General features: G+C 71.5%; 16 protein-coding genes. 9 read left to right on the plus strand and 7 right to left on the minus strand.

All coding sequences use genetic code 11. The features are described from left to right. The first annotated feature begins 310 nt into the window (after positions 1-310). Complete coding sequence (locus tag J2Z30_RS34350; protein ID WP_052701456.1) at positions 311-781, plus strand: DUF7144 family membrane protein; 471 nt, start codon at positions 311-313, stop codon at positions 779-781. A 48-nt stretch (positions 782-829) separates the two neighbouring features. Beyond that, on the plus strand, positions 830-2,368 hold the full coding sequence (locus tag J2Z30_RS34355; protein WP_044572415.1) for an ATP-dependent DNA ligase: 1,539 nt from the start codon (positions 830-832) through the stop codon (positions 2,366-2,368). 165 nt (positions 2,369-2,533) lie between these two features. On the opposite strand, the gene J2Z30_RS34360 is transcribed toward J2Z30_RS34355, so the two are convergent. Continuing rightward, positions 2,534-3,772, minus strand: a complete 1,239-nt coding sequence (locus J2Z30_RS34360; protein WP_044572417.1) for an alginate lyase family protein — start codon at positions 3,770-3,772, stop codon at positions 2,534-2,536. Between the two features lie 156 nt (positions 3,773-3,928). On the opposite strand from J2Z30_RS34360, the gene J2Z30_RS34365 reads away from it, so the two are divergent. Next, positions 3,929-5,014, plus strand: a complete 1,086-nt coding sequence (locus J2Z30_RS34365) for an endonuclease/exonuclease/phosphatase family protein (protein WP_308280195.1) — start codon at positions 3,929-3,931, stop codon at positions 5,012-5,014. 51 nt (positions 5,015-5,065) lie between these two features. Here J2Z30_RS34365 and J2Z30_RS34370 read toward each other — a convergent pair whose 3' ends face one another. After that, positions 5,066-6,103: a LysR family transcriptional regulator gene (locus tag J2Z30_RS34370; RefSeq protein WP_044581668.1), complete on the minus strand. Its 1,038-nt coding sequence runs from the start codon at positions 6,101-6,103 to the stop codon at positions 5,066-5,068. Positions 6,104-6,271: 168 nt separating this feature from the next. On the opposite strand from J2Z30_RS34370, the gene ligD reads away from it, so the two are divergent. After that, positions 6,272-7,210, plus strand: coding sequence for a non-homologous end-joining DNA ligase (gene ligD, locus J2Z30_RS34375; RefSeq protein WP_044572419.1), 939 nt, complete (start codon positions 6,272-6,274; stop codon positions 7,208-7,210). A gap of 18 nt (positions 7,211-7,228) precedes the next feature. Here the strand turns inward: ligD and J2Z30_RS34380 are convergent, their stop codons facing one another. Beyond that, positions 7,229-9,307: a PhoX family protein gene (locus J2Z30_RS34380; protein ID WP_044572422.1), complete on the minus strand. Its 2,079-nt coding sequence runs from the start codon at positions 9,305-9,307 to the stop codon at positions 7,229-7,231. 271 nt (positions 9,308-9,578) lie between these two features. Between J2Z30_RS34380 and J2Z30_RS34385 the strand changes: the two genes are divergently transcribed. From J2Z30_RS34385 to J2Z30_RS34395, 3 genes are all read left to right on the plus strand, one after another. Next, positions 9,579-11,594, plus strand: a complete 2,016-nt coding sequence (locus J2Z30_RS34385) for a VWA domain-containing protein (RefSeq protein ID WP_078956771.1) — start codon at positions 9,579-9,581, stop codon at positions 11,592-11,594. Between the two features lie 172 nt (positions 11,595-11,766). Beyond that, positions 11,767-13,500, plus strand: a complete 1,734-nt coding sequence (gene metG / locus J2Z30_RS34390; RefSeq protein WP_044572424.1) for a methionine--tRNA ligase — start codon at positions 11,767-11,769, stop codon at positions 13,498-13,500. A 129-nt stretch (positions 13,501-13,629) separates the two neighbouring features. After that, positions 13,630-14,025, plus strand: a complete 396-nt coding sequence (locus J2Z30_RS34395; protein ID WP_020869882.1) for a hypothetical protein — start codon at positions 13,630-13,632, stop codon at positions 14,023-14,025. Between the two features lie 28 nt (positions 14,026-14,053). Here J2Z30_RS34395 and J2Z30_RS34400 read toward each other — a convergent pair whose 3' ends face one another. Next, a complete protein-coding gene (locus J2Z30_RS34400) occupies positions 14,054-14,998 on the minus strand; it encodes an intradiol ring-cleavage dioxygenase (protein WP_044572427.1) in 945 nt (314 codons plus the stop codon). 153 nt (positions 14,999-15,151) lie between these two features. Continuing rightward, entirely contained in the window at positions 15,152-16,978 is a 1,827-nt protein-coding gene (gene aspS, locus J2Z30_RS34405; protein WP_044572429.1) for an aspartate--tRNA ligase, read from the minus strand. A 119-nt stretch (positions 16,979-17,097) separates the two neighbouring features. Here aspS and J2Z30_RS34410 point away from each other — a divergent pair, with 119 nt between their 5' ends. Further along, the gene (locus J2Z30_RS34410) at positions 17,098-19,236 is read left to right on the plus strand and encodes an ATP-binding SpoIIE family protein phosphatase (protein ID WP_044572432.1); all 2,139 of its coding nucleotides are present in this window, start codon (positions 17,098-17,100) and stop codon (positions 19,234-19,236) included. 77 nt (positions 19,237-19,313) lie between these two features. Here the strand turns inward: J2Z30_RS34410 and J2Z30_RS34415 are convergent, their stop codons facing one another. Then, positions 19,314-20,471 (minus strand): Dyp-type peroxidase, encoded by a 1,158-nt coding sequence (locus J2Z30_RS34415; RefSeq protein ID WP_044572433.1) that lies wholly within the window; start codon positions 20,469-20,471, stop codon positions 19,314-19,316. Positions 20,472-20,538: 67 nt separating this feature from the next. Between J2Z30_RS34415 and J2Z30_RS34420 the strand changes: the two genes are divergently transcribed. Beyond that, positions 20,539-21,882: a right-handed parallel beta-helix repeat-containing protein gene (locus tag J2Z30_RS34420; RefSeq protein ID WP_209468947.1), complete on the plus strand. Its 1,344-nt coding sequence runs from the start codon at positions 20,539-20,541 to the stop codon at positions 21,880-21,882. 7 nt (positions 21,883-21,889) lie between these two features. Here J2Z30_RS34420 and J2Z30_RS34425 read toward each other — a convergent pair whose 3' ends face one another. Then, the gene (locus J2Z30_RS34425) at positions 21,890-22,576 is read right to left on the minus strand and encodes a hypothetical protein (RefSeq protein WP_044581671.1); all 687 of its coding nucleotides are present in this window, start codon (positions 22,574-22,576) and stop codon (positions 21,890-21,892) included. Positions 22,577-22,615 lie beyond the last annotated feature (39 nt).

Consider the following 22,615-nt stretch of genomic DNA (forward strand, 5'->3'; position numbering starts at 1 on the left):
ACACCGGGAATTCTTGGAAGGCGAATCTCCGCTCCCGGCGGCCAGGCCGTCCTCACCATCCGCATGCGATGCGCGACTTTCCGTTCTCATGGCGAATCCGCGGCGGGCCGACCGGCTGGCTGACCGGCGGGCTGACCGGCGGGCTGACCCGCGGGCCGCCGGCGGGCCGCCGGCGGGCCGCTGACGGGCTCACGGTGGGCGAGGTGCCGAAGACGGGGGTCTATGCAAATCTGAGAAAAGGGTTATTCACCCTTATTGCCGCGAATCGGTGTCGTGGCGGCGCCGATCGCGCCGGACGAAGGAGCCCGACATGGCCAGTCACGCCGGTGGAGTTCAGACAGGGGCCGCTCCGGGCCATATGCACCGGGCGGTGAGCGGATGGCTCGTCTTCGGGGGGGTCATGATGATTTTCGGTGGTCTGATGAACCTGCTCCAGGGCATCTCGGCCATCCGGACCGACCAGGTCTTCCTGGTGACGCAGAGCTATATCTTCCAGTTCGACCTCGCCGGATGGGGCTGGGTCCACCTGGCCCTCGGGATCGCCGTGGTGATCGCCGGGTTCGCGGTGTTCACCGGTGCCATGTGGGCCCGTGTCACGGGCGTGGTGCTGGCCGGTCTCGCGCTCATCGCCAACTTCCTGTGGCTGCCGTACTACCCGGTCTGGGCCACGGTGCTGCTCATCATCGACGCCCTGGTGATCTGGGCGCTGTGCGCCGGGCCGAGCCGCGGCGGCGCGGGACGCGCGGAGACGGGAGGGCCCGAGGCGGGACGCACCGCCTGAGGAACGTGATGCCTGGATTCCCGGCAGGTCGCGGGGCAGGCTGGAGCCATGCTGCTGGCTGATGTCGCGCTGACCTCCCGCCAGGTCGCGGCCACCTCCGCCCGCTCGGAGAAGATCGCCGCACTGGCCCGGCTGTTCCGGCGCACGGAACCGGCCGAGGCGGCCGTGGTGATCACCTACCTCGCGGGCAAGCTGCCCCAGCGCCGCACCGGAGTGGGCTGGTCCACCCTGCGCCACCGGCGAGAACCCGCCGCCGAGCCGACGCTCGCGGTGCTCGATGTGGACGCGGCCCTGAGCCGGGTCGCGGCGGTCGCCGGCACCGGTGCGACGGCGACCCGCAAGCGGCTGGTGGGCGAGCTGCTGTCCGCCGCGACCAAGGAGGAGCAGGGCTTTCTGCTCGGCCTGATCGGCGGGGAGCTGCGGCAGGGGGCGCTGGAGGGGCTGGCCGTGGAGGGACTCGCCGAGGCGGTCGGCGCACCGGCCGCCGAGGTGCGGCGGGCGGTGATGCTCGGCGGGTCGCTGGGCGCGGTGGCCGAGGCGCTGCTGGGGCGCGGCCCTGCGGCGCTGGCCGACTTCCGGCTCGAGGTGGGGCGGCCGGTGCTGCCGATGCTCGCGCAGAGCGCCAAGGATCTCGACGAGGCCATGGACCGGCTGGGGGCGTGCGCGGTCGAGGAGAAGCTGGACGGGATCCGGGTGCAGGTGCACCGGGACGGCGAGGAGGTACGGATCTACACCCGCACCCTGGACGAGATCACCGAGCGGCTGCCCGAGGTGGTCACGGCTGCACGGGAACTGGCGGTGGACCGGGCGATCCTCGACGGTGAGGTGATCCTGCTGGACGCGGAGGGGCGGCCCCGGCCGTTCCAGGAGACCTCCGCCCGCGTCGGCTCCCGGCTCGATGTGGCGGGGGCGTCCGCCGCGCTGCCGCTGTCCCCCGTCTTCTTCGACCTCCTCGTGGTGGACGGCCGCGATCTGCTCGACCTCCCGACCCGCGAGCGCCATGCCGAACTGGCCCGGATCGCCCCCGGGCCCCGGCGGGTGCGGCGGCTGGTGGCCGACGACCCGGCAGATCCGGAAACCCGGCGGGCGGCCGGTGAGTTCGCCGCGGACGTGCTGGCCCGGGGGCATGAGGGGGTGCTGGTCAAGGGGCTGGAGGCGCCGTACGGCGCGGGCCGGCGCGGGGCGTCCTGGCTGAAGGTCAAGCCGGTGCACACGCTGGACCTGGTGGTGCTGGCGGCGGAGTGGGGGCACGGCCGCCGCACCGGGAAGCTGTCCAACCTCCACCTGGGCGCGCGGGCGCCGGACGGCACGTACGTGATGCTGGGCAAGACGTTCAAGGGGCTGACCGACGTGATGCTGGAGTGGCAGACGGAGGCGCTGCTGGGGATCGCGGTCAGCGACGACGGCTGGGTGGTGCGGGTGCGGCCGGAGCTGGTGGTGGAGGTGGCCTTCGACGGGCTGCAGCGATCGTCCCGCTATCCGGCGGGCGTCACACTGCGGTTCGCGCGGGTGCTGCGCTACCGGGAGGACAAACCGGCGGACCAGGCGGACACGGTCGAGGCGGTGCTGGCGCTGCGCGGCGGATGAACGAGGGCCCTCGGGACCCCACGCCCCGAGGGCCCCCAGGGGGTGGCCGACGTGTCTTGACGCCTGCGGCAGGCTGCTCCGCCGCGTGGTCCGCCGGACACCCAGGACCCCGGGCCGCGGGGCGGTCCGGGGCCGGTCCGGGGCCGGTCCGGGGTCAGGCGGGGCTCAGGACGGATTGTCCCCGTGGGTCAGGGTCTCCCAGCCCAGGAAGAGGCTGTTGGTGCCCGCCGGGCGCTGCCGCTCGGTGAGCTTCTGGGTGTTGGCCATGGCGATGCCGAGCCGGTTGTGCAGGGCGTTGTAGCCGACCTCGGTGACCGGGCCGAGGCCGCGCTTGACGCTGCCGCCGCACAGCCAGGACGGCGGGGCCTCGCCCAGCTCGTACTTCGACTGGAAGCCCAGCGCCTGCCGCAGCCGCTCGCCCACCTCGGGGTAGAGGTCCTGGCCCTGGATGCGGCTGGTCTCGGCGACGTGCGCGATGGAGGCGATGCCGTATCCGGTGTGGGTGAAGTCGCGGCAGGTCTCCTGGGTGAGCCCGGTGACGAAGGTCGACTGGCCCTGCCAGTACTTGATGATCTTGTCGCGGGTGTCAAGGCCGCTGCCGGGCGCGGTCTTGGGCAGGGAGCCGTCGGACTCCAGGTAGACATACGCGGGGACGCGGCCGCGGTACTTCGCGATCGCCTTGTCGTAGCTGGTCCGGTCGTCCAGGAAGACGGAGATGCCGGAGGCGGCCTCCAGCATCACCAGCTCCCAGTTGCCGTTGGAGTTCGAGCCGCCGATGACCTTCGGGAGGTAGACGGTGCGCAGCATGGTCTTGAAGCGGTCGATCGAGGCGGCGGACCAGCCGTCGTAGCTGTAGCGGATGATCTCGGCCGCCCGGGGCCAGGAGGATCCGGCCCAGCCGGTCTGGAGCGGGGCGTTGCTGTTGGTGTGGTCCTTGATGGTGGCCGACCAGGCGTCCATGATCTGGATCGCCTTCTCGGCGTAGCGGCTGTCGCGGGTGATGTACCAGGCCAGCGAGAGCGAGTAGGCGGCGAGCGCGTCCTGTCGCTCATCGGTGCAGCCGATGTTGGGGTCGGAGTACGGACCGCATTCGACGACCGCGCGGGGCTTGGGGGTGCGCGACAGCGAGGCGTACGGGCTCGCCAGCATCGCGTCGTACGCGCCCTTCCAGGGCTGGGCGCCGGCGTTCACCTTGGAGCGGACGAAGTCGAGCTGGGCGCGGCTGACGAGGACGCCGGGGTGGGTGAAGGCGGCCTTGGGTGTGGCCTTGGGCGCCGCTTCGGCGGTGGCCTCGGACGCGGTGGACCGCTGGGTCTGCCCGGCCGTGGCCGGGCCACTGAGGATGCCCGCGAACAGCGCGGCCAGCGCTGTGGCGAGGGCGAGATACAGGGCTCTGGTGCGCATGGGGGCGGCTCTCCTGACGGTGAGTTCGTATGTGTGAACAACGGATGCCGACATGAACTCCTGCGGTGTTCCGGGAAGTTAGCTCATGAACACGTCAAGGTCTAGACCTTCCGTCCATAGGAGAATGTGCGCCCCGCCCCGATCGAGAGGCCCAGCGTGGAGACGACAGTCGCGGAGGACCAAGCCGCAGGCCCCGGCCGCCCACCGGCACCGCGCGGCGCCCGGGGCGCCGTCGCCCGGCTGCTACGCGCCGCCGCCCGGCCGCTACGGCTCCCCGGCGGACGGGCCCGGCGGTGGGCGGCCTGGTGCGCGGTGCCGCCCCTGGCCGTGGTCAGCGTGGTGGTGCTGTGCCGGGCGGCGGACACCGACGGCATCACCCCCATACCGCAGCTGCTGGCCTTCCTGCCCTGGCTGCTGGTCCCGGCGGCGCTCGGGCTGCTGCTGAGCACGGCCGCGCGCTGGCCGCTGGGGTGCGGCTGGGCGCTGGCGGCAGCGGCGGCCACCGGGTGGTTCATCCAGCCGTACGACGGCGGCTCCCCGCCCGAGCCGCGCGGACCGGTCCTCGCCCGGCTGCGGGTGATGACCGCGAACCTCGAATTCGGCCAGGCCAGGGAGGGGCTGCTGAGCGCGCTGCGCCGGGAGCGGCCGGACCTGGTCGCGGTGCAGGAGTGCGATGCGCGATGCGCCGAGGCGCTGGGCTCGGCCGCCGTCCGCAAGGCCTACCCGTACCGGAGCGTCGCCCTCGGCGACAGCGCCGCCGCGGGCTCGGCGATCCTCAGCCGCCATCCGCTGACCGGGGCGGAGGGGGTGCGCGGAACGCTGCGCATGCCGGGCGCGGTCGTCCGGGTCGCGGGGCAGCGGCTGCGGATGCAGGTCGCCCATCCCATGCCGCCGATGCCGGGGCAACTGGACCTCTGGCGCACCGAGCTGGGCCGGCTGCGGGCCTACGCGGACGGGCGGGGCGGGGAACCCACCCTGATCGCGGGCGACTTCAACGCCACCCAGGACCACGCCGCCTTCCGGGCCGTGCTGGACACCGGGCTGCGGGACAGCGCACGGGCCACCGGGGTGTCCCGCACGCCCAGCTGGCCGAGCGCCACGGCCCCGGCCCTGGGGGCGCAGATCGACCACGTTCTGGTCAGCCGGGGCCTGAGGCCGCGCACGGCCCGCTTCCTGGATCTGCCGCACACCGACCACCGGGCGCTGCTGGTGGAGCTGGACCTGTACGGGCCGCAGGGCTGAGGGCCGATCTGGGCCTCAGGGCTGACCGGGACCTCAAGGCTGACCGGGACCTCAGCTCTCGCTCGGGTCGTAGGAGTTGGCCAGTTCGAACGGATCGGGCTCAAGACCCGCCGTGGGCCAGCGCTGCTCCCGCTGCCAGCGCGCGTTCTCCTGCGCGAGCGCGTCCCAGAGCAGATTGAGCGGATGGGCCGGGTCATAGGACGCGCGCTCCCCGCGCCGGGTGAACGCGCCCAGCAGCACCTCCAGCCGGGGCCCGGTGTCATTGACCAGCTCGACGGCGCGCAGCCCGCGTCCGTACACCACCCGCGGATCGCCCGCCGCGTCCGCGACCCCCTTGGTGACCAGCATGCAGCCGCGCAGCAGCCCGGAGCGCAGTAGCTCGAAGCCGTAGTTGACGGTGTCTATCTCGGCGGCGATGCGCAGCTTGCCGCGGTAGTCGCCGCCGAACCAGGTGTGCAGCACCCCGGCCATCAGCCCGCTCGCCGAGATCACCAGCGGCAGGGTGCGCAGCGCGCTGGTCGGCGCGGTGGGGCCGGGCAGCTCGGCCTCGGAGAGATTGGTCAGCAGCGAGACCCCGCTGCGCCGCCACTCCATCACGTCGAAGGCGGCGAGCTCATCGCCGCCCTCGGGCCGGGTCACCACGGAGCCGCACACCAGGTCCACGTCCTTGGCGCGCAGCTTGGCCAGCACGTCCCGGGTGCGCACATGGCCGACCTTGAGCTCGATACCGCGCTGCCGGAAGTCCTCGGCCACCCGCTCCCCGGCGCCCGCCAGATAGCTGAGGGTAAATCGGGTGGTGCCCACCATCAGCGTTTTTCCCAGGCGGCGCCGTGACTCATGGATGCCGTCCAGCCAGTCGCCGAGAGTTCCGCGCGCCAATTCGACCAGGGCTTCTCCGGTGCCGGTGAACAGCACGTCCTTGCCGCGCCCCTGCTTGAGTATGAGGGGTTCGCCGCAAAGCTCGCGAAAGTTCCGGTTCATGGTGTCGATCTGCTTTTGCACACTGGACTGTTCGCGGCCCAGAATCCGTGCCGCGCCGAGCGCCGTACCGGCCTCATGGACCATGATCAGGGTGCGCAACTGGTCCATCGTGGTGTCCATCAGCGCGAGCGGGCTCTGCGCCCAGCGGCCGCGCCGATCCGTCCTCGGCGGGCCGAGCGAACCTGGTCTCTCCATGATTTCCCCCGCTTTTCAACTTCTCCCGTTTTCCTGACTCCAGAGTTTAGTCAGCGATCCATGTGGTTACCCGAGTCCGATATGAGCGAGAAGCGGACCGATGCGCGGAACGTCAGGACCGGGAGTCACACCGTACGGGTCAGCCGGCCGGAAAAGCAGCTCTTCCCCGACGACGGGATCACGAAGTGGGATCTCGTCGAGTACTACCGGTCGGTCTCCCGGCGCATCATTCCGCAGTTGCGCGGCCGCCCTTTGATGATGGAACGCCACCCGGACGGAATCGGCGGCAAGCCGCTGATGCAGAAGAACGCACCGGACTACTTCCCGGACTGGGTGCGCCGCGCCGTGCTCCCCAAGGAGGGCGGTGAGGTCACCCATGTGGTCTGCGACGGCACCGCGACCCTCCTCTACCTCGCCGACCAGGCATGCGTCACCCCGCACCGCTGGCTCTCCCGGGCCGACCGGCCCGACCACCCCGACCGGCTGGTCTTCGACCTCGACCCGCCCTCGTCGGGGGAGTCGGGGTTCGAGGAGGTGCGCTGGACGGCCCGCCGCTGCTGCGAACTGCTCGGCGAGCTCGGGCTGCCGGGGCTGCTGATGACCACCGGTTCGCGCGGACTGCATGTCATCGTCCCGCTGGACCGCCGCGCCGACTTCGCCACCGTACGGGCCTTCGCCCACGACGCCGCCGATCTGCTGGCCGCCCGCCACCCCGACCGGCTCACCACCGAACCGCGCAAGGCCAAGCGGCGCGGCCGGCTCTACCTGGACATCCAGCGCAACGCCTACGCCCAGACCGCCGTCAGCCCGTACGGGGTGCGCGCCCGGCCCGGAGCCCCCGTGGCCACGCCCATCGACGCGCGGGAGCTGGACGACCCGGAGCTGAGGGCCGACCGCTGGACGCTGCGGACGGTCGGCGAGCGGCTCGCGGACGACCCCTGGGCCCGTACGGACACCAGGGGCCGTTCGCTGCGCGGCCCCCGCGAGCGGCTGAAGCGGCTCGCGGAGGCCGACGGCTAGCGAGCGGGCTCATGGATCTCAAGCGCCGATGTCGCCGCCGTCGCGCCGCCAAACGCTGATCACGGATGGCCGGGTCAGCTCGCCCGGCCCGTCGGGCCAGGTGGACGCGGGCTCCTCCACGCTCGCGCCGTCGATCTCGCCCGGGTGCTGCACGGCCACCAGCACCCGCCGGTCCTGCACGATCGGACCGCAGGTCTCGGCGCCGTTCGGCACGGTCAGGAACTGCCTGACCGCACCGCGGCGGCTGCCCGCCGTGGCCACGCCGAACAGCCCGTCGTGGTTGCCGAGCGCGTTGCCGTCGGTGGAGATCCACAGGTTGCCGTACGCGTCGAAGGTGATGTTGTCCGGGCAGGAGATCGGGCTGACCTGGTCCTTCGGGAAGCCGCCGAAGTAGGTGCTCGGGTCCTCGGGGTCGCCGCAGACCAGGAACAGCCGCCAGTTGAAGCGGGTGGAGCCCGCGTTGTTCCAGCGCTCGGTCAGCTCCAGGATCTGGCCGTGCTTGTTGCCGTTGCGCGGGTTCGCCTCGTCGGCGGGGGCCTTGCCCTCCTTGCCGCGGTCGGTGTTGTTGGTCAGCGCGATGTAGACCCGGCCGGTGCGCGGGCTCGGCTCGACGTCCTCGGGGCGGTCCATCTTCGTCGCGCCCGCCTTGTCGGCGGCTATGCGGGTGAAGACGTAGACCTCCTCGGCGGTCATACCCTCCACGAAGGAGCGGTCGCCGCGGGCCAGCGGGATCCACTCACCGGCGCCGTCGAACTCGCCGTCCTCGGGCAGCTTTCCGGAGCCGTCGACCTCGGCGGACGGGCTGTCACCGGTGAACTTGGCGACGTACAGCGTGCCCTCGTCCAGCAGCGTGCGGTTGTGTTCGCGGGCGATGCGGCTGTTGCCCTTCATCATCCGCTTGGCGGAGACGAACTTGTAGAAGTAGTCGAACTTCTCGTCGTCGCCCATGTAGAGCACCGGACGGCCGTCGGTGGTCAGCCGGGGCTCGGCGGCCTCGTGCTTGAAGCGGCCCAGTGCGGTCAGCTTGCGCGGGGTGGACTCGGGGTCGAACGGGTCGATCTCGACCACCCAGCCGAAGCGGTGCGCCTCGTTGGGCTCCTTGGCGAGGTCGAAGCGGTCGTCGAAACGCTCCCACTTGCGCTCGGAGGCGCCGTCCTCGAAGCCGTAGCGCTTCAGGCCCGCCTTTACGGCCGGGTCGCTGACCTTGTCGGGGTTGGCGAAGTACTGGTTGAAGTTCTCCTCGCCGGAGAGCACCGTGCCCCACGGCGTGATGCCGCCGCCGCAGTTGTTCAGCGTGCCGAGGATCCGCTTGCCGGTCGGATCGGCGGAGGTGCGCAGCAGCTCGCTGCCCGCCGCCGGGCCGGTGACCTCGAACGGAGTGGTCGCGGTGATACGGCGGTTGAGGTGGTGGCGGGACAGCGCGGTGAGCCGGCCAAGACCGCGCTCCTCGGCCGTCACGACCACGGACAGGCCGTGCGCGGCCCAGCCGATCCCGGCCTGTTCGCGGGTGGGGTTCTCCGGGTCGTAACCCGAGAACATCAGCACCTCGTCGGTGTACTCGTGGTTGACGACGAGCAGCTGATGGTCGCGCTCGCCGGGGACGTCCAGGACCGCCATGTAGTCGTTGTTGTAACCGAACTGGGCCGCCTGGGCCTTGGCGCTCTGCTTGTCCGGGTCGAACGCGGGCGCGCCGCGCAGGATCGGGTCGCCCCAGCGGATCACCACGTTCTGGTCGTGGCCCTCGGCGACGACCACGGTGTCCTCGGTGTTGGGGGCGACCGGCGCGAAGCGCAGGCCGCGGGCCGCCTTGCTCTTCGCGGCGGCCTTGTGCTCCGCGGCGGCGGCGCCGCCCGTCGCGGCGGACGCCCGAGGCGCCCGCTCCACCGCCACCGCACCGGTCGCGGCCGCCACGGTCACCACGGCACCGGCCCGCAGCAGGGCACGGCGCGAGGCGGCACCGGCGATGACATCGCCCACATAGGCGTTGTCGCTGGTGTTCGGCGTCTCGTGAAGGCAGGCGTCGCCACACCGGTACCGGCACGTCAGTGCGGAACGACCGCCCGGGTGTGAGCTGATGAGCGGTAGGAGGTTGCGCACGTCTTCCCCTCCGTAAGGGTGTTCACGTATGGGCTTCGCCGGGCCCCGCACGGGCAGTACTCCGACGCGGTCCGGACCGACATGACGTCGGGATCCTTTGGCGGCGAAGCTATGGGCGTAGAACCGCATGGTGGCGACGAGCGCCTGAACCAGAGGTGAACGAAGCGCGAGCGGAATCGGCGGAAGAGGGCCGCCGAAGGGCCCGCTAGCCTTTCGGCACCACGGACATGCACCGCCATGCACCGCACTCGACACGTGAGAGGTATCTCCCATGGGCATACGGGACCTACTGCGCAAAGTTTTCGGCCGCTCCCGAACCACGGGGGTGGACGATTCTTCTGCTGCGCCGGAGGCGGCGGTTGTCCCGGACCCCCAGCCGGAGTCGGCGGAGTCGGCGGAGCCCAAGTCGGCGGAGCCGACGGTGGACCAGAAGGCCGAGCGGAAGGCCGACTCGGACGCCGGACCGACGCCTGAGCCCGAGACCGCGCCGGAGCCTGCGCCTGAGCCGAAGGCTGAGCCGGAGCCCGAGCCGACCGCGGACGCGGAGGCCCCGGCCCCGGACTCCCGGGACTCCCGGAACGACGCATCCGGGCACGACCCGGCCCTGTCCGCCCCGCTGAAGTCCCTCGACGAGATCCTGAAGTCCCCCGCGCACGAGGACACGTCAACGTCCGGCGACCAGACTCCGGTTAAGGCAGCGGCAGCGACCGACGAGAAGGAAGCTCCCGCGACCGCGCCGAAGGCGAAGACGGACGAGCCCAAGCCAGCCGCCAAGGCGGAGGCGGACGAGCCGGAGGCGAAGGTGGAGTCCGCCACCGCGCCCGAGGCCGAGGCGGACGCCGATGCCCCGGCGGCTCCGGCGGCGGAGACGAGCGCCGACACCGAGCCCAAGGCCGAGCCTGAGCCCGCAGCCGATCCCGCGCCGGAAACCGCCGAGCCGGTGGCGGAAACCGCCGAGCCGGTGGCGGAAGCCGCCGACGCATCTCCGGCGGAGGCCGACACCACGTCTCAGGGCGAGGTTGCGGAGGACCCCGCGCCGGAGCCTGCCGAGGCGGAGGCTGAGCCCGAAACTGCGACCGCCGCCACCCCGGAGCCCGCCGAGCCGGTGGCGGAGGCCGACAACACGCCTCAGGGCGAGGTTGCGGAGGACCCCGCGCCGGAGCCCGCTGCGGCGCCCGAGCCCAAGGCTGAGGCAGCCACAGAGGCTGACCACGAGGCCAAGGCCGACGCCGACGCCACGACGGCCCCGGTGGCGGAGGCGAGTGCCGACGCCGGGGCGGAGGTAGAGGCTGCCGACGCCGCCGCCACCGCAGCCGACGAGCCCGCCGAGGCGGAGGCCGAGACCGCGGCCGCGAGCGAGCCCGAGGCCGACCCCGAGCCCGCGCCCAAGGCCAAGCCCGCGCCCGCGCCCGAGGCCAAGCCCGAGGCCGCAGCCGAGCCCGAGCCCGCGCCCGCGCCCGCAGCTGCCGCCGCCACCGCGGCCAAGGCGGAAGCACCTACGACCGCGGCCAAGGCAGAAGCACCCGCCACCGCGGCCAAGGCCGACGCACCCGCCGCCGCGAAGGCCGATGCCGCCGCCATCCCCCTCGCCGACCTCACGTCGCGGGCGCCTGGGCTGGTCGGGGCGTACGGCGCGGCTGGGGAGGCCGTTCAGGAGAGCGGGCTGGGTGGGCAGCGGGCGGTGGTCTACCTCGTGCTGGACCGGTCCGGGTCGATGCGGGGGTACTTCAAGGACGGCACCGTGTCGCACCTCGCCGAGCAGGCGCTCGCCCTGTCCGCGCAGCTCGACACCAGCGGCACCGTGCCCGTCGTGTTCTTCTCCACCGACATCGACGGCACCGCCGACCTCGAGCTGGACCAGCACACCGGCCGGATCGAGGAGCTGCACGGCTCGCTCGGGCACATGGGGCGGACGAACTACCACACCGCCGTCAACGCCGTCATCGAGCACTACAAGGCGTCCGGCGCGACCGACCCCGCGTTCGTGATCTTCCAGACGGACGGCGCGCCCACCACCAAGACCGCCGCCGAGAAGGCGCTGTGCGAGGCGGCGGGGCTGCCGCTGTTCTGGCAGTTCCTGGCGTTCGGGGACCCGGAGGCGAAGGGGTTCGACTTCCTGCGGAAGCTGGACACCTCGCCCGCCCTCGCCGTCCCGGAGAAGCGGGCGGTCGACAACACCGGCTTCTTCCACGCCGGGCTCGACCCCCGTACGGTCGCCGACGCCGAGCTGTACCGGGAGCTGCTGAAGAAGTTCCCGGGCTGGCTGGCCGCCCGCGAACAGGGCTGACCAGCGACCCTGCCCAAAACCCCACACCCGACCAGGCGCCGCACCGGCGCCACCCCGGGGGCCATCCGCCGCGGAAAAACGCCGCGCGGGTGGCCCCCGTCGCTCCGATACGATATTGGCGGCTCAACAGAGCGAAAAGTCACTTACCGTATCGACTCGGGAGCAGCCTGCAATGGCTCGACACCTCATCACCAGCGCCCTTCCCTACATCAACGGGATCAAGCACCTGGGCAACATGGTGGGGTCCATGCTCCCGGCCGACGTCTACTCCCGCTATATGCGCCAGCGCGGCCATGACGTCCTCTACATCTGCGCCACCGATGAGCACGGCACCCCCGCCGAGCTGGCCGCCAAGGAGGCCGGGCTGCCGGTCGACGAGTTCTGCGCCCAGCAGCATGAGGCGCAGAAGGCGATCTACGACGGCTTCGGGCTCGCCTTCGACTACTTCGGCCGCAGCTCCTCCGCGCAGAACGTGCAGATCACCCAGACGATCGCACGGGAGCTCAAGGGACACGGCTTCATCGAGGAGCGCTCGATCCGCCAGGTGTACTCCAACGCCGACGGCCGCTTCCTCCCCGACCGCTACATCGAGGGCACCTGTCCGCACTGCGGCTACGAGCGGGCCCGCGGCGACCAGTGCGAGAACTGCACCCGTGTCCTCGACCCGACCGATCTGATCGACGCCCGCTCCGCGATCAGCGGCAGCAGCGATCTGGAGGTCCGGGAGACCAAGCACCTCTTCCTCCTCCAGTCCAAGCTGGCGGACGAGGTCGCCGCCTGGGTCGACGAGCACGGCAAGGACTGGCCGACGCTCGCCTCCTCGATCGCCCGCAAGTGGCTGAACGAGGGGCTTCAGGACCGGGCGATCACCCGTGACCTGGACTGGGGCGTGCCGGTGCCGGCCGACACCTGGCCGGAGCTGGCGGCCGAGGGCAAGGTCTTCTACGTCTGGTTCGACGCCCCGATCGAGTACATCGGAGCCACGAAGGAGTGGGCCGACCAGGACCCGGCGAACCGCGACTGGAAGTCGTGGTGGTACGACGTGGACCGGACGGTCCGCTACACGGAGTTCATGGCCAAGGACAACGTCCCGTTCCACACGGTGATGTTCCCGGCCACCCTCCTCGGCACCCGGGACGTCTGGAAGAAGGTCGACTACGTCAAGGCGTTCAACTGGCTGACGTACTACGGCGGGAAGTTCTCCACCTCCGCCAAGCGCGGGGTGTTCACCGACGCCGCGCTCGAGGTGCTGCCCGCCGACTACTGGCGCTACTTCCTGATGGCGAACGCCCCGGAGTCCGACGACACCTCCTTCACCTGGGAGCACTTCACCGCCACCGTCAACAAGGACCTGGCCGACACCCTCGGCAACTTCGTCAACCGCGTGCTCTCCTTCTCCCGCAAGCGGTTCGGCGACGAGGTCCCGGCCGGAAAGGCCGCCGGGGAGGCGGAGGAGCGCCTGGGCGAGGAGATCGCGCGGCTGCTGACGGAGTACGAAGAGCACATGGACGCGCTCCAGTTCCGCAAGGCCGCGGCGGCGCTGCGCGCCCTGTGGAGCGCGGGCAACTCCTACCTGGAGGAGAAGGCCCCCTGGCTGGAGATCAAGACCGACCAGGAGGCCGCGGCCCTCACCCTTCGTACGGCGATGAACCTCATCCACCTCTACGCGATCGTCTCCGAGCCGTTCATCCCGGCCTCGGCGCGGGCCATGCGGTCGGCGTTCGCGCTGGGCGAGGACACCGCGGCCTGGGTCGGCCAGGAGGAGGCGAAGGCGCTGGCGTCGGTCCCGGCGGGCACGGCCTTCACGGTTCCCCCGGTGCTCTTCGCGAAGATCACCGAGGAGGATCTGGACTCCTTCCGGCAGCGCTTCGGCGGCGATGAGCAGAACGGGAACGGCGCCGCTTAGCGGCTCCGCCGCGTGGCGGGGTTCGGCCCAAGACGCCCCTCACGCATGTGTTGATCGCGCGGCAACCGTTCGTTTAGCCCCCTCGAAGACCCTGTGGAGTCCATAGCCACCGGGAAATCGAGGAACACAGTGCCGGACGCGCGTGTCACGGTGACGGTCCACGGCCCCGACCCGCTCAGCCGGGCCGGGGTCGTGCGTCATCTGCAGCATCAGCCCAGCGTCGAGCTGGTCGACCGGCCGTGCCCGTTCGGCGACGAGCCCCGCGGCGCCGTCGCCGTGATGCTCGCCGAGCGCCTCGACGACCGCGCCGGGGCGGAGCTGCGCCGCCTGGTGCGGGGCGGACGGCAGCGGGTGGTACTGATCGCGGGCGAGCTCCGGGAGACGGAGCTGATGGCGGTGATGGAGTACGGCGTCCAAGCCGTCTTATGGCAGCACCGGACCACGCCGAAGCGGCTGCTGCGCGCCGTGCACCGGGCCGCCCGCGCGGACCGGGGCACACCGTGCGGCGTGGACCGGAGGCTGTGACCCCAGGGCTTCAGGGGACCCCAGGGCGTCAGAGATCCGTGCCGTCGTGGGTCGCGTCGGGGTCGACCCCCAGCGTGAGACTGCCGACGACACCCTTCTCGATCTTTCCCTTGCGGTACTTCAGGTGCAGCAGCCCGCCCTGTGCGCCGTTGCCGGGGTAGATCCCGTCCTCGTCGAGGGTGGTGCGCGGCGTGGTGCTGGTGTTGTACGGGGCCACCTTCGCCGAGTCGAGCACCGCCTCCTCGGCGAAGAAGAGCTGACCGGTGTGGCAGGTGTGGCCACCCTCGTAGCCGTCGTCCGTGAGCTTGCCGCCGATGTGCACCTTGGTGTGGATGTGCACACAGCGGCCCCGGTACCAGCCGGGGAAGACCGTGGTGAACTCGACGAAACCGTGCCGGTCGGTCAGCTGGGTGCCGCGCAGATACCGCTTGTCGTCGGTCGGCTCCTGGTGGCCGCCACCGGGCGGGGCACCGGTCGGAGCGCCCGTCGGGGCGTCGGTGGGCGGGGTGCCGGTGGGCGGGGTCCCGGTCGGCGGGGTGCCGCCGCCACCGCTGCTGGAGCTCTCGTAACCCGAGTAGAGCCCGAGCGCGTCGCAGTGCCAGATGTCGACGGCAGCCTTCGCCATGGGTTTGCAGCTGTCGGAGTCGATCACTTTGAGGCGGAGGGTCATCGGAATGCCCTCCTTACCCTCGGTGATGTCCTTTCTGATCTTGTCGGCGTCGATGTAGTACGGCCCCTCGGTGGTCTCCGAGGTGAGCCGGTAACAGACCTCGCCGGACGGCGAGGACGTGGCGGCCGAGGGGGTGGCGGAGGAGGCGGACGCGGAGGTCTCGCCCGCCGAGGCGGTGGTGGCGACGGCCGCTCCCAGGCCCGCCGCCGCGACCGCCGCGCCGCCCGCCACCACGGCCCGCCGCCTCGTCATGTCCCGCTGGGGCTGCGGCTCGAGGCCGTTGCTGCTCTGCTGTTCGGTCATGGGCCGGGACAGTAGGGAGGCAACCTGGCAGCCCCATGGGCGCGGGCTGTGAATGGCTGTGCGAAGAGCGGCATTCGGCCATCCCCCCAACGCGAAGGGCGGGGGCGCGCCGTTCGGCACGCCCCCGCCCTGTGGGTCTCGTCCGGCCCCCGCCTACTCTGCGGGCTTCTCGGCCTTCTCGCCCGTCTTCTCAGCCTTCTCGGCCTTCTCGGCCTGCTTGACCTGCGGCGGCTTGCGCAGCGACAGGTGCAGCTCGCGCAGCCGGGCCTCGTCCACCTCGCTGGGCGCGCCCATCAGCAGGTCCTGGGCGTTGCCGTTGAGCGGGAAGGCGATGGTCTCGCGGATGTTGGGCTCATCGGCCAGCAGCATCACGATGCGGTCGACGCCGGGGGCGATCCCGCCGTGCGGCGGGGCGCCGAAGTGGAACGCGCGCAGCATGCCGCCGAATTCGTGCTCGACCTCTTCCCGGGAGTAGCCCGCGATCTCGAACGCCTTGTACATGACGTCCGGCTCGTGGTTCCGGATGGCGCCGGAGGACAGCTCCACACCGTTGCAGACGATGTCGTACTGCCACGCCAGGATGTCGAGCGGGTCCTTGGTCTCGAGCGCCTCCAGGCCGCCCTGCGGCATGGAGAAGGGGTTGTGGGAGAACTCGATCTGCCCGGTGTCCTCATTCCGCTCGAACATCGGGAAGTCCACGATCCAGCAGAAGCGGAAGACGTTCTCTACGAAATGGCCGGCCCGCTTGGCGGCCTCGACCCGCACCGCGCCCATAATCTTGGAGACCTCGTCGAAGTCCCCCGCGCCGAAGAAGATCGACGTGCCGGGCTTGCCCTCGACCTCGGCGATCAGCTTCTCGACGTCCTCTTCGGTGAGGAACTTCGCGATCGGGCCGGTCAGCTTGGAGTCCTCGCCGATCCGGACCCAGGCCAGCCCCTTGGCGCCCTGCAGAGCGGCGAACTCACCGAGCTGGTCGAAGAACTTCCGGGGCTGCTCGGCGGTGTCCGGCACGGCCAGCGCGCGCACATGCTTGTCCGCGAACGCCTTGAAGCCGGAGCCCTCGAAGATGTGGCTGACGTCCCGCAGCTCCAGCTGGGCCCGCAGATCCGGCTTGTCCGAGCCGTACTTGAGCATGGCCTCGCGGAACGGGATCCGCACGAAGGGCGAGGTCACATGGCGGCCGCCGCCGAACTCCTCGAAGAGCTCGGTCATGACCTTCTCGATGACGCCGAAGACGTCCTCCTGCTCGACGAAGCTCATCTCGACGTCGAGCTGGTAGAACTCGCCGGGCGAGCGGTCGGCGCGGGCGTCCTCGTCGCGGAAGCAGGGCGCGATCTGGAAGTAGCGGTCGAAGCCCGCGATCATCAGCAGCTGCTTGAACTGCTGCGGGGCCTGCGGCAGCGCGTAGAACTTGCCCGCGTGCAGCCGGGAGGGGACCAGGAAGTCCCGGGCGCCCTCGGGGGAGGTGGCGGACAGGATCGGGGTCGCGAGCTCGTTGAAGCCCTGCGCGGTCATCTTCTGCCGGATGGCGGAGATGACGGCGGAGCGCAGCATGATGTTGCGGTGCATGCGCTCGCGGCGCAGGTCCAGGAAGCGGTACTCCAGCCGCCGCTCCTCGCCGACCCCGTCCTCGGGGAAGACGGTGAAGGGCAGCGGCTCGGCGGCGCCGAGCACCTCGACGTCGGCGACCTCGACCTCGATCTCGCCGGTCGGCAGCTCGGGGTTGACGTTGTCCGCGCCGCGCTCGATGACCCGGCCGTCCACCCGGACGACGGTCTCCTTGCTGATGGAGCTCAGGGCCTCGTTGGCGGGGGTGTCGGGGCGCACCACCAGCTGGATCAGGCCATAGTGGTCGCGGAGATCGATGAAGAGGATGCCGCCCAGGTTCCGTCGATTGTGGAGCCATCCGGAGAGCCGGACGTCGGTGCCGACGTCAGCGGCGCGGAGCTGACCACACGTGTGGGACCGGTACCGATGCATCATTCATCCAAGTCGTGTCGAGCGGGAGGCGTACGTACCCTCGGGAAGCTTCCGGCCAAGCCTACCGGCGCCGCGACCCTCACTGGTAAGCGGTTGGCAAATCCCCATAAGGTAGCGCAATGCGCACCGAGGACTTGCTGGCCGCCATAGCGACCGGCCTATGGCGCTGGGACAGTGTCTCGGGCGCCGTCACCTATGACGCGGAGGCCGCCCGGCTGGTGGGCCTCCCCGCCGAGGCCGTCACCCTCCCCGAGGCCGCCGCCCGCGCCTGCTTCCACCCCGCGGACTGGCTGGAGGTCAAGGCGATAGTCCAGCTCGCGGTGGCCGAGGGCACCCTGGCCGAGGCCCGGCTGCGCATCGTGGACGAGAAGGGCACCGTACTGCGGACCGTGCGCACCCGCTCCCGGCCGATAGCGCGGGGCGGCAGCGACGACGGCTACTACCTGCTCGGCACCCTCCAGGAGGTCCCCGACCCGCTGCCGGGCACCTCGGCCGGCGGCCCGCCGATCACCGGCGACTGGCGCCGCAACCGCGAGGCGTTCCTGCTGGACGCGGGGCGGGCGCTGGCGGAGGCGATGTCCACCGCCGAGGTGCTGCGGGTGGCGGCGGGGCTGTCGATGCCGGGCTTCTCCCCGGACGGGCTCGCGGTCTTCGGCGTCGAGGGCGAGCGGATCTCGGTGATCGGCCACCACGGGCCGCGGGCGGGCACCGACCGTCCCCTCCACGACATCGCGCTGAGCACCGACCATCCGGCGGCGGAGGTGGTGCGCACCGGCCGGGCGGTCTATCTGCCCACACCGGAGGAGTACCGCGGCCGGTTTCCGGCCGCGTGGTCGCCCGGCCGCCCCCGCATCCGCCGGTCCTGGGCGTTTCTGCCGCTGATCGTCGCGGGCCGCACCATCGGCGCGTGGATGGCCGGATTCGCCCATCCGGTGTCGTTCTCGCCCGATGAGCGCTCGGTGCTGACCACGATCGCCCGGATGCTGGCCCAGGCGCTGTCCCGCACCGCGCTCCAGGAGACCGAGCGGGAGCTGGCGGACGGGCTCCAGCGCTCGATGCTGCCCGCCAGCAAGCCCGACATCCCGGGGCTGACGGTGGCCGCGCGCTATGTGCCGACCGGCGGCGGACTCCAGGTCGGCGGCGACTGGTACGACGTGATCGGGCTGCCCTCGGGGCGCACCGCGCTGGTGATCGGCGATGTGCAGGGCCACGATGTGCGGGCCGCCGGGATCATGGGGCAGCTGAGGATCGCGGTCCGGGCGTACGCCTCCGAGGGCCACCACCCCGACGCGGTGCTCTCCCGCGCCTCCCGCTTCCTGGCCGGTCTTGCCGAGCCCGAGGGCCCGGACGGCCGCTACGACCCGAGGTTCGCCACCTGCCTCTACATGGAGGTGGACCCGGTGGCGGGGACCCTGGACATCGCCCGCGCGGGCCACCCCGACCCGGCGGTCCGGCTGGCCGACGGCACGATGATGCTCCGGCCCACGGCGGGCGGGCTGCCGCTGGGCATCGACCCGGACACCGACTATCCGACCACCCGGGTGGTGCTGGAGCCCGGCGAGACGCTGCTGATGTGCACCGACGGGCTGATCGAGACCGGCGGGCACGATCTGGAGACCGGCTGGGAGCGGATCCGGGAGGTCTTCGAGCGGCCCGCCGCCCCGGACGCCGGCTCCGGAGGGCTCGACTCGGACGACCTCGAGATCCTGGCCGACTCCCTCGTACAGGCGGTGCACGGGCCGCCCTCCCACCACACCACCGGTCCGCTCGCGGACCGGCGCGAGGACGACATAGCGCTGCTGCTGATCCGCCGGGAGGCGGAGTTGTGCCTGGTCGGGCCCGGTTCGGCGCCGGTGCGGCGTACGGCGGTCACGGTCGCGCAGGCCGAGCCGGAGCGGATAGCGGGCGCCCGGCAGCAGCTGCGCGACATGCTGCACGACTGGGCCGACCCGGACCAGGTGGAGTCGGCCGTGCTGATGCTCTCCGAGATGGTCACCAACGTACTGGTGCACACGGACGGGGACGCCCTGCTGGTGGCCGAGGTCAGCGGGCGGCACGGGACCCGGCGGCTGCGGCTTGACGTCGCCGACAGCAGCGACGAGCTGCCGCACCGCCGCCGTCCGGGCGAGCTGGCCTCCTCCGGGCGCGGGCTGCTGCTGATGGAGCTGCTGGCCGACAACTGGGGGGTGGATCCGCGCGGCGACGGCAAATGCATCTGGTACGAGCTGTACGAGGCGGGGCCGGAGGACGGGGCCTGAGCGGCCGCGCTGAAGTCCCAGCCACGACGGCGCCGCGGACGAGCGACGGCAGGTCAGTGCACTTCCAGCGGAGCGCTTCAGCGGAAGAGCCGGGAACCCAGCCGGTCTTGTTCGTCGAATCCGGAAAGTATCAGGAAGGTCGCACTGGCGGTCGTGGTCGTGAACTCCAGCAGGGCATCGGAATTGTCCATGCTGGTGAGGGTGTTGGTGAAGGTCCTTATGTCGTTCTGGAAGCTTATGAAGAGCAGGCCCGGGGCGGGTCCGTCGATGCTGTAGGAGCGACGGAGCATAAGGCCGACGCCGACCGCGTTGGAGTGCGCCCTGCGGGCGTGGGCGTCCACCGGGACGAGATAGCGCCCGTCCGGAGTCTTGGCGCCGAGGTCCGGGCCCGAGGCGATGGTGCCACCGGAGAGGGGCACACCAGTGGCCCGGCGCCGGCCGAAGACCGCTTCCTGTTCGGCGACGGACAGCTTGGCGAACCGGGGCAGGTCGAGCTCCATGCGCCGTAGTACGGCGAGGGTGCCGTCGGCGACTCGAGCCGGTCCGGCCAACCACAGGTGGCGTCGTTGTTCGGCCTTGGTGTGGGGGCCCACGATGCCGTCGACGAAACCGAAGAGGTTTCGTGGCGCGGCACGGCCCTCGGCCACCGGCACGTTCGCACCGCGGACTCCGGACTGCCGCCAGCGTTCGCGTATCCGGTCACCGGCCCGCTCCAGAAGCGCGGCGGCCACGACCGGTACCACCAAGGCGTCGCCGGCGCAGATCTGTATCAGCAGGTCGCCGCCGCGTGCCCGGGAGGCGATCCGCTCGCGGGAGAACCGTGGGAGGTCCTTCGCGCCGGGCAGGGCGGGATCGACCTCGCGCACCAGCCGGGGGCCCACCCCGACCGTCACGGTCAGATCGCCCGGCTCCAGGCCCATCAGCCGTGCGTCGGTCCCCGCGGTGAGGGTGCGGATGACCTCGCCGAGTTCGGCCAGCAGCGGACGGACAGCCGCGGCACGGACGTCAACGAGGTCGGCCACCACGGCCAGCAGGTTCCGCTGGGCCGGTTGCGGAAGCGTGATGCCCGCCTGGTACCGGCCCGTCGGTGAGACCGGCGGGGTCGGCGCGGGGGCATCGTCCCGGTCCGGCGGGGCGGAACTCGATTGGCACCCGGCGGAGAGGCCGACGGCGGTCACCGTGCCGGTGGCACCGAGAAACGTGCGGCGTGACGGGCGGGAGTCGGCTTGGCGCACAGCGTGAACTGTGCCATATCCATTCCGGCGCCTGCGACCCCGTCGGCGCACGTGCCAGGATGAGGCCATGCCTCGTCTCCGTCTTCGTCTCATGGCCGCGGTACTCGGCACACTGACACCCGTACTGGTCGGCTGCGGCGGGGACGACAACGGGCCGGACCAGGGCCGACGGCCGTCCGGTGCGCATGTGACGATCAACGTGCCGGGCGACGCCCCGACGATCTCGGCCGCGGTGTCCCTGGCCCGGCCAGGCGATCTCGTGCTGGTCGCGCCGGGCAAGTATCACGAGTCGGTGAAGATATCCACGGACCGCATCACCCTTCGCGGCGAGTCCCGGGACAAGGTCGTCATCGACGGGCGGTTACGGCAGCCGAACGGCATCGTCGTCGCCGCTCCCGGGGTGGCCGTGGAGAACCTGACCGTGCAGAACAACACACAGAACGGGGTCCTGGTCACCGGCTCGGCGAAGGCGGCCGCCGGAGCGCCGGGGCAGTCCGGCGGCTACGACACCGGCGACGAGCCCGTCACCTTCCTGAAATCGTTCCTGGTCTCCCATGTGACCGCGACCCGCAACGGGCTGTACGGCATCTACGCGTTCTCCGCGCAGAACGGTGTCATCGAGCACTCGTACACGTCGGGCTCGGCCGACTCGGGGATCTACGTCGGACAGTGCAAGCCCTGTCGCATCGTGGTGCGGGACAACATCGCCGAACTCAACGCGGTCGGTTACGAGGGCACCAATGCCGGCGGCGACATGTACGTGGTCGGCAACCGCCTGGTCGGCAACCGGGTCGGGCTCACCACCAACTCCGACCACCAGGAGAAGCTGCTCCCACAGCGGGACGCCGTCATCGCGGGCAATCTGATCGCGGCCAACCAGCAGGCGGCCACCCCCGAACAGGCCGACGGCGGGTGGGGCATCGGCATCGGCGTCGACGGCGGCGGCGACAACCAGTTCGTCCGCAACCGAATCGCCGACAACAGCAACGCCGGGCTGATGATCACCGCGACCGCTGACATGAAGCCGGACGGCAACCGGATCCTGGACAACACCTTCACCGCGAACAAGGTTGACGTCGGCTGGACGTTCCCCACCGCCACGAAGGGACGGGGCAACTGCCTGCGCGGCAATGATCTGCGCACGACGGTGCCCGCCCGGCTCGCGACAACCGCGTCCTGCCCGCGTCCCGCCCGGTCGGCCTCGCCGTCCGGCACCTGGGCCAAGCCGACGGCACCCGGCGGTATCCCGTTCACCGATGTGGCGGCGCCCAAGCGACAGCCGCAGTTCCCGAAGGCCACCAGCACGGGCGCCACCGCCGTTCCGGCCGTTCCGGCGCTGCCGGACACGGCGGGCTTCCGGCTGCCGTCGGCGTCACTGCTCGCCGCGGGCGCGCGGGTGCTGACGTCCTGAGGGGCGGCTATCGCGCCGGGGCGACTCCCGGCACCGGCCGGACCGGAACGTACTTCTGGGTGTCGAAATCGATGACCACCGGCCGCGATGCGGAAGCCACGCCGACGCGCACCCGGTACATGGTGCCGTCCGAGCCGATCCAGTAGCGCACGTCACCCGTCCCCGCCGTACCGGGCGTGGCACGGGCGGTAGGCCCGGTCATGATGTCCACCCGATGGCCGTCCAACCGGTCCTGTCCAACCCAGGCGGCGCCGTTCTGCGGCAGTAGTTCGGCATTGTCCGGCCGGTCGCTGCCGAGCTTCAGCGCGATGGCCAGCGAACTGTCCAGCGAACTGCCGTACTTCTGCAGCGGACGGCTGGACCAGCCCGACTCCGGCGGCCGTGCCGGTGCCTTTGCCGGGGCGTTCGCCATCGGGTGGACGGACACGGTGGTGGCCGTCCACTGGATCAGCCCGTCGCTGGACGTATCGCGCCCGGTGCCGTGCACCGCGCCGTAACCGATCTCGCGGCGGTAGTCGATGGAGCCGGTGATGCTCAGCCCACCGGCGGTGCCCGGCACGTTGATCGTCATGGCGCGCCCGCCCGCCTGGTAGTTGAGGAACCGCGTGACCGCGAGCCGGCTCGCCTGATCCGAGGTCAATTCCCTTGGACCGGTGGGGGCGGAGCCGCTGCCGACGAACAGGAACGTGGCCACCGCGACGGCCACACCGCCGATCACGGCCACCACCCACCG

The sequence above is a fragment of the Streptomyces iranensis genome (genome assembly GCF_017874715.1).
Taxonomy (GTDB): domain Bacteria; phylum Actinomycetota; class Actinomycetes; order Streptomycetales; family Streptomycetaceae; genus Streptomyces; species Streptomyces iranensis.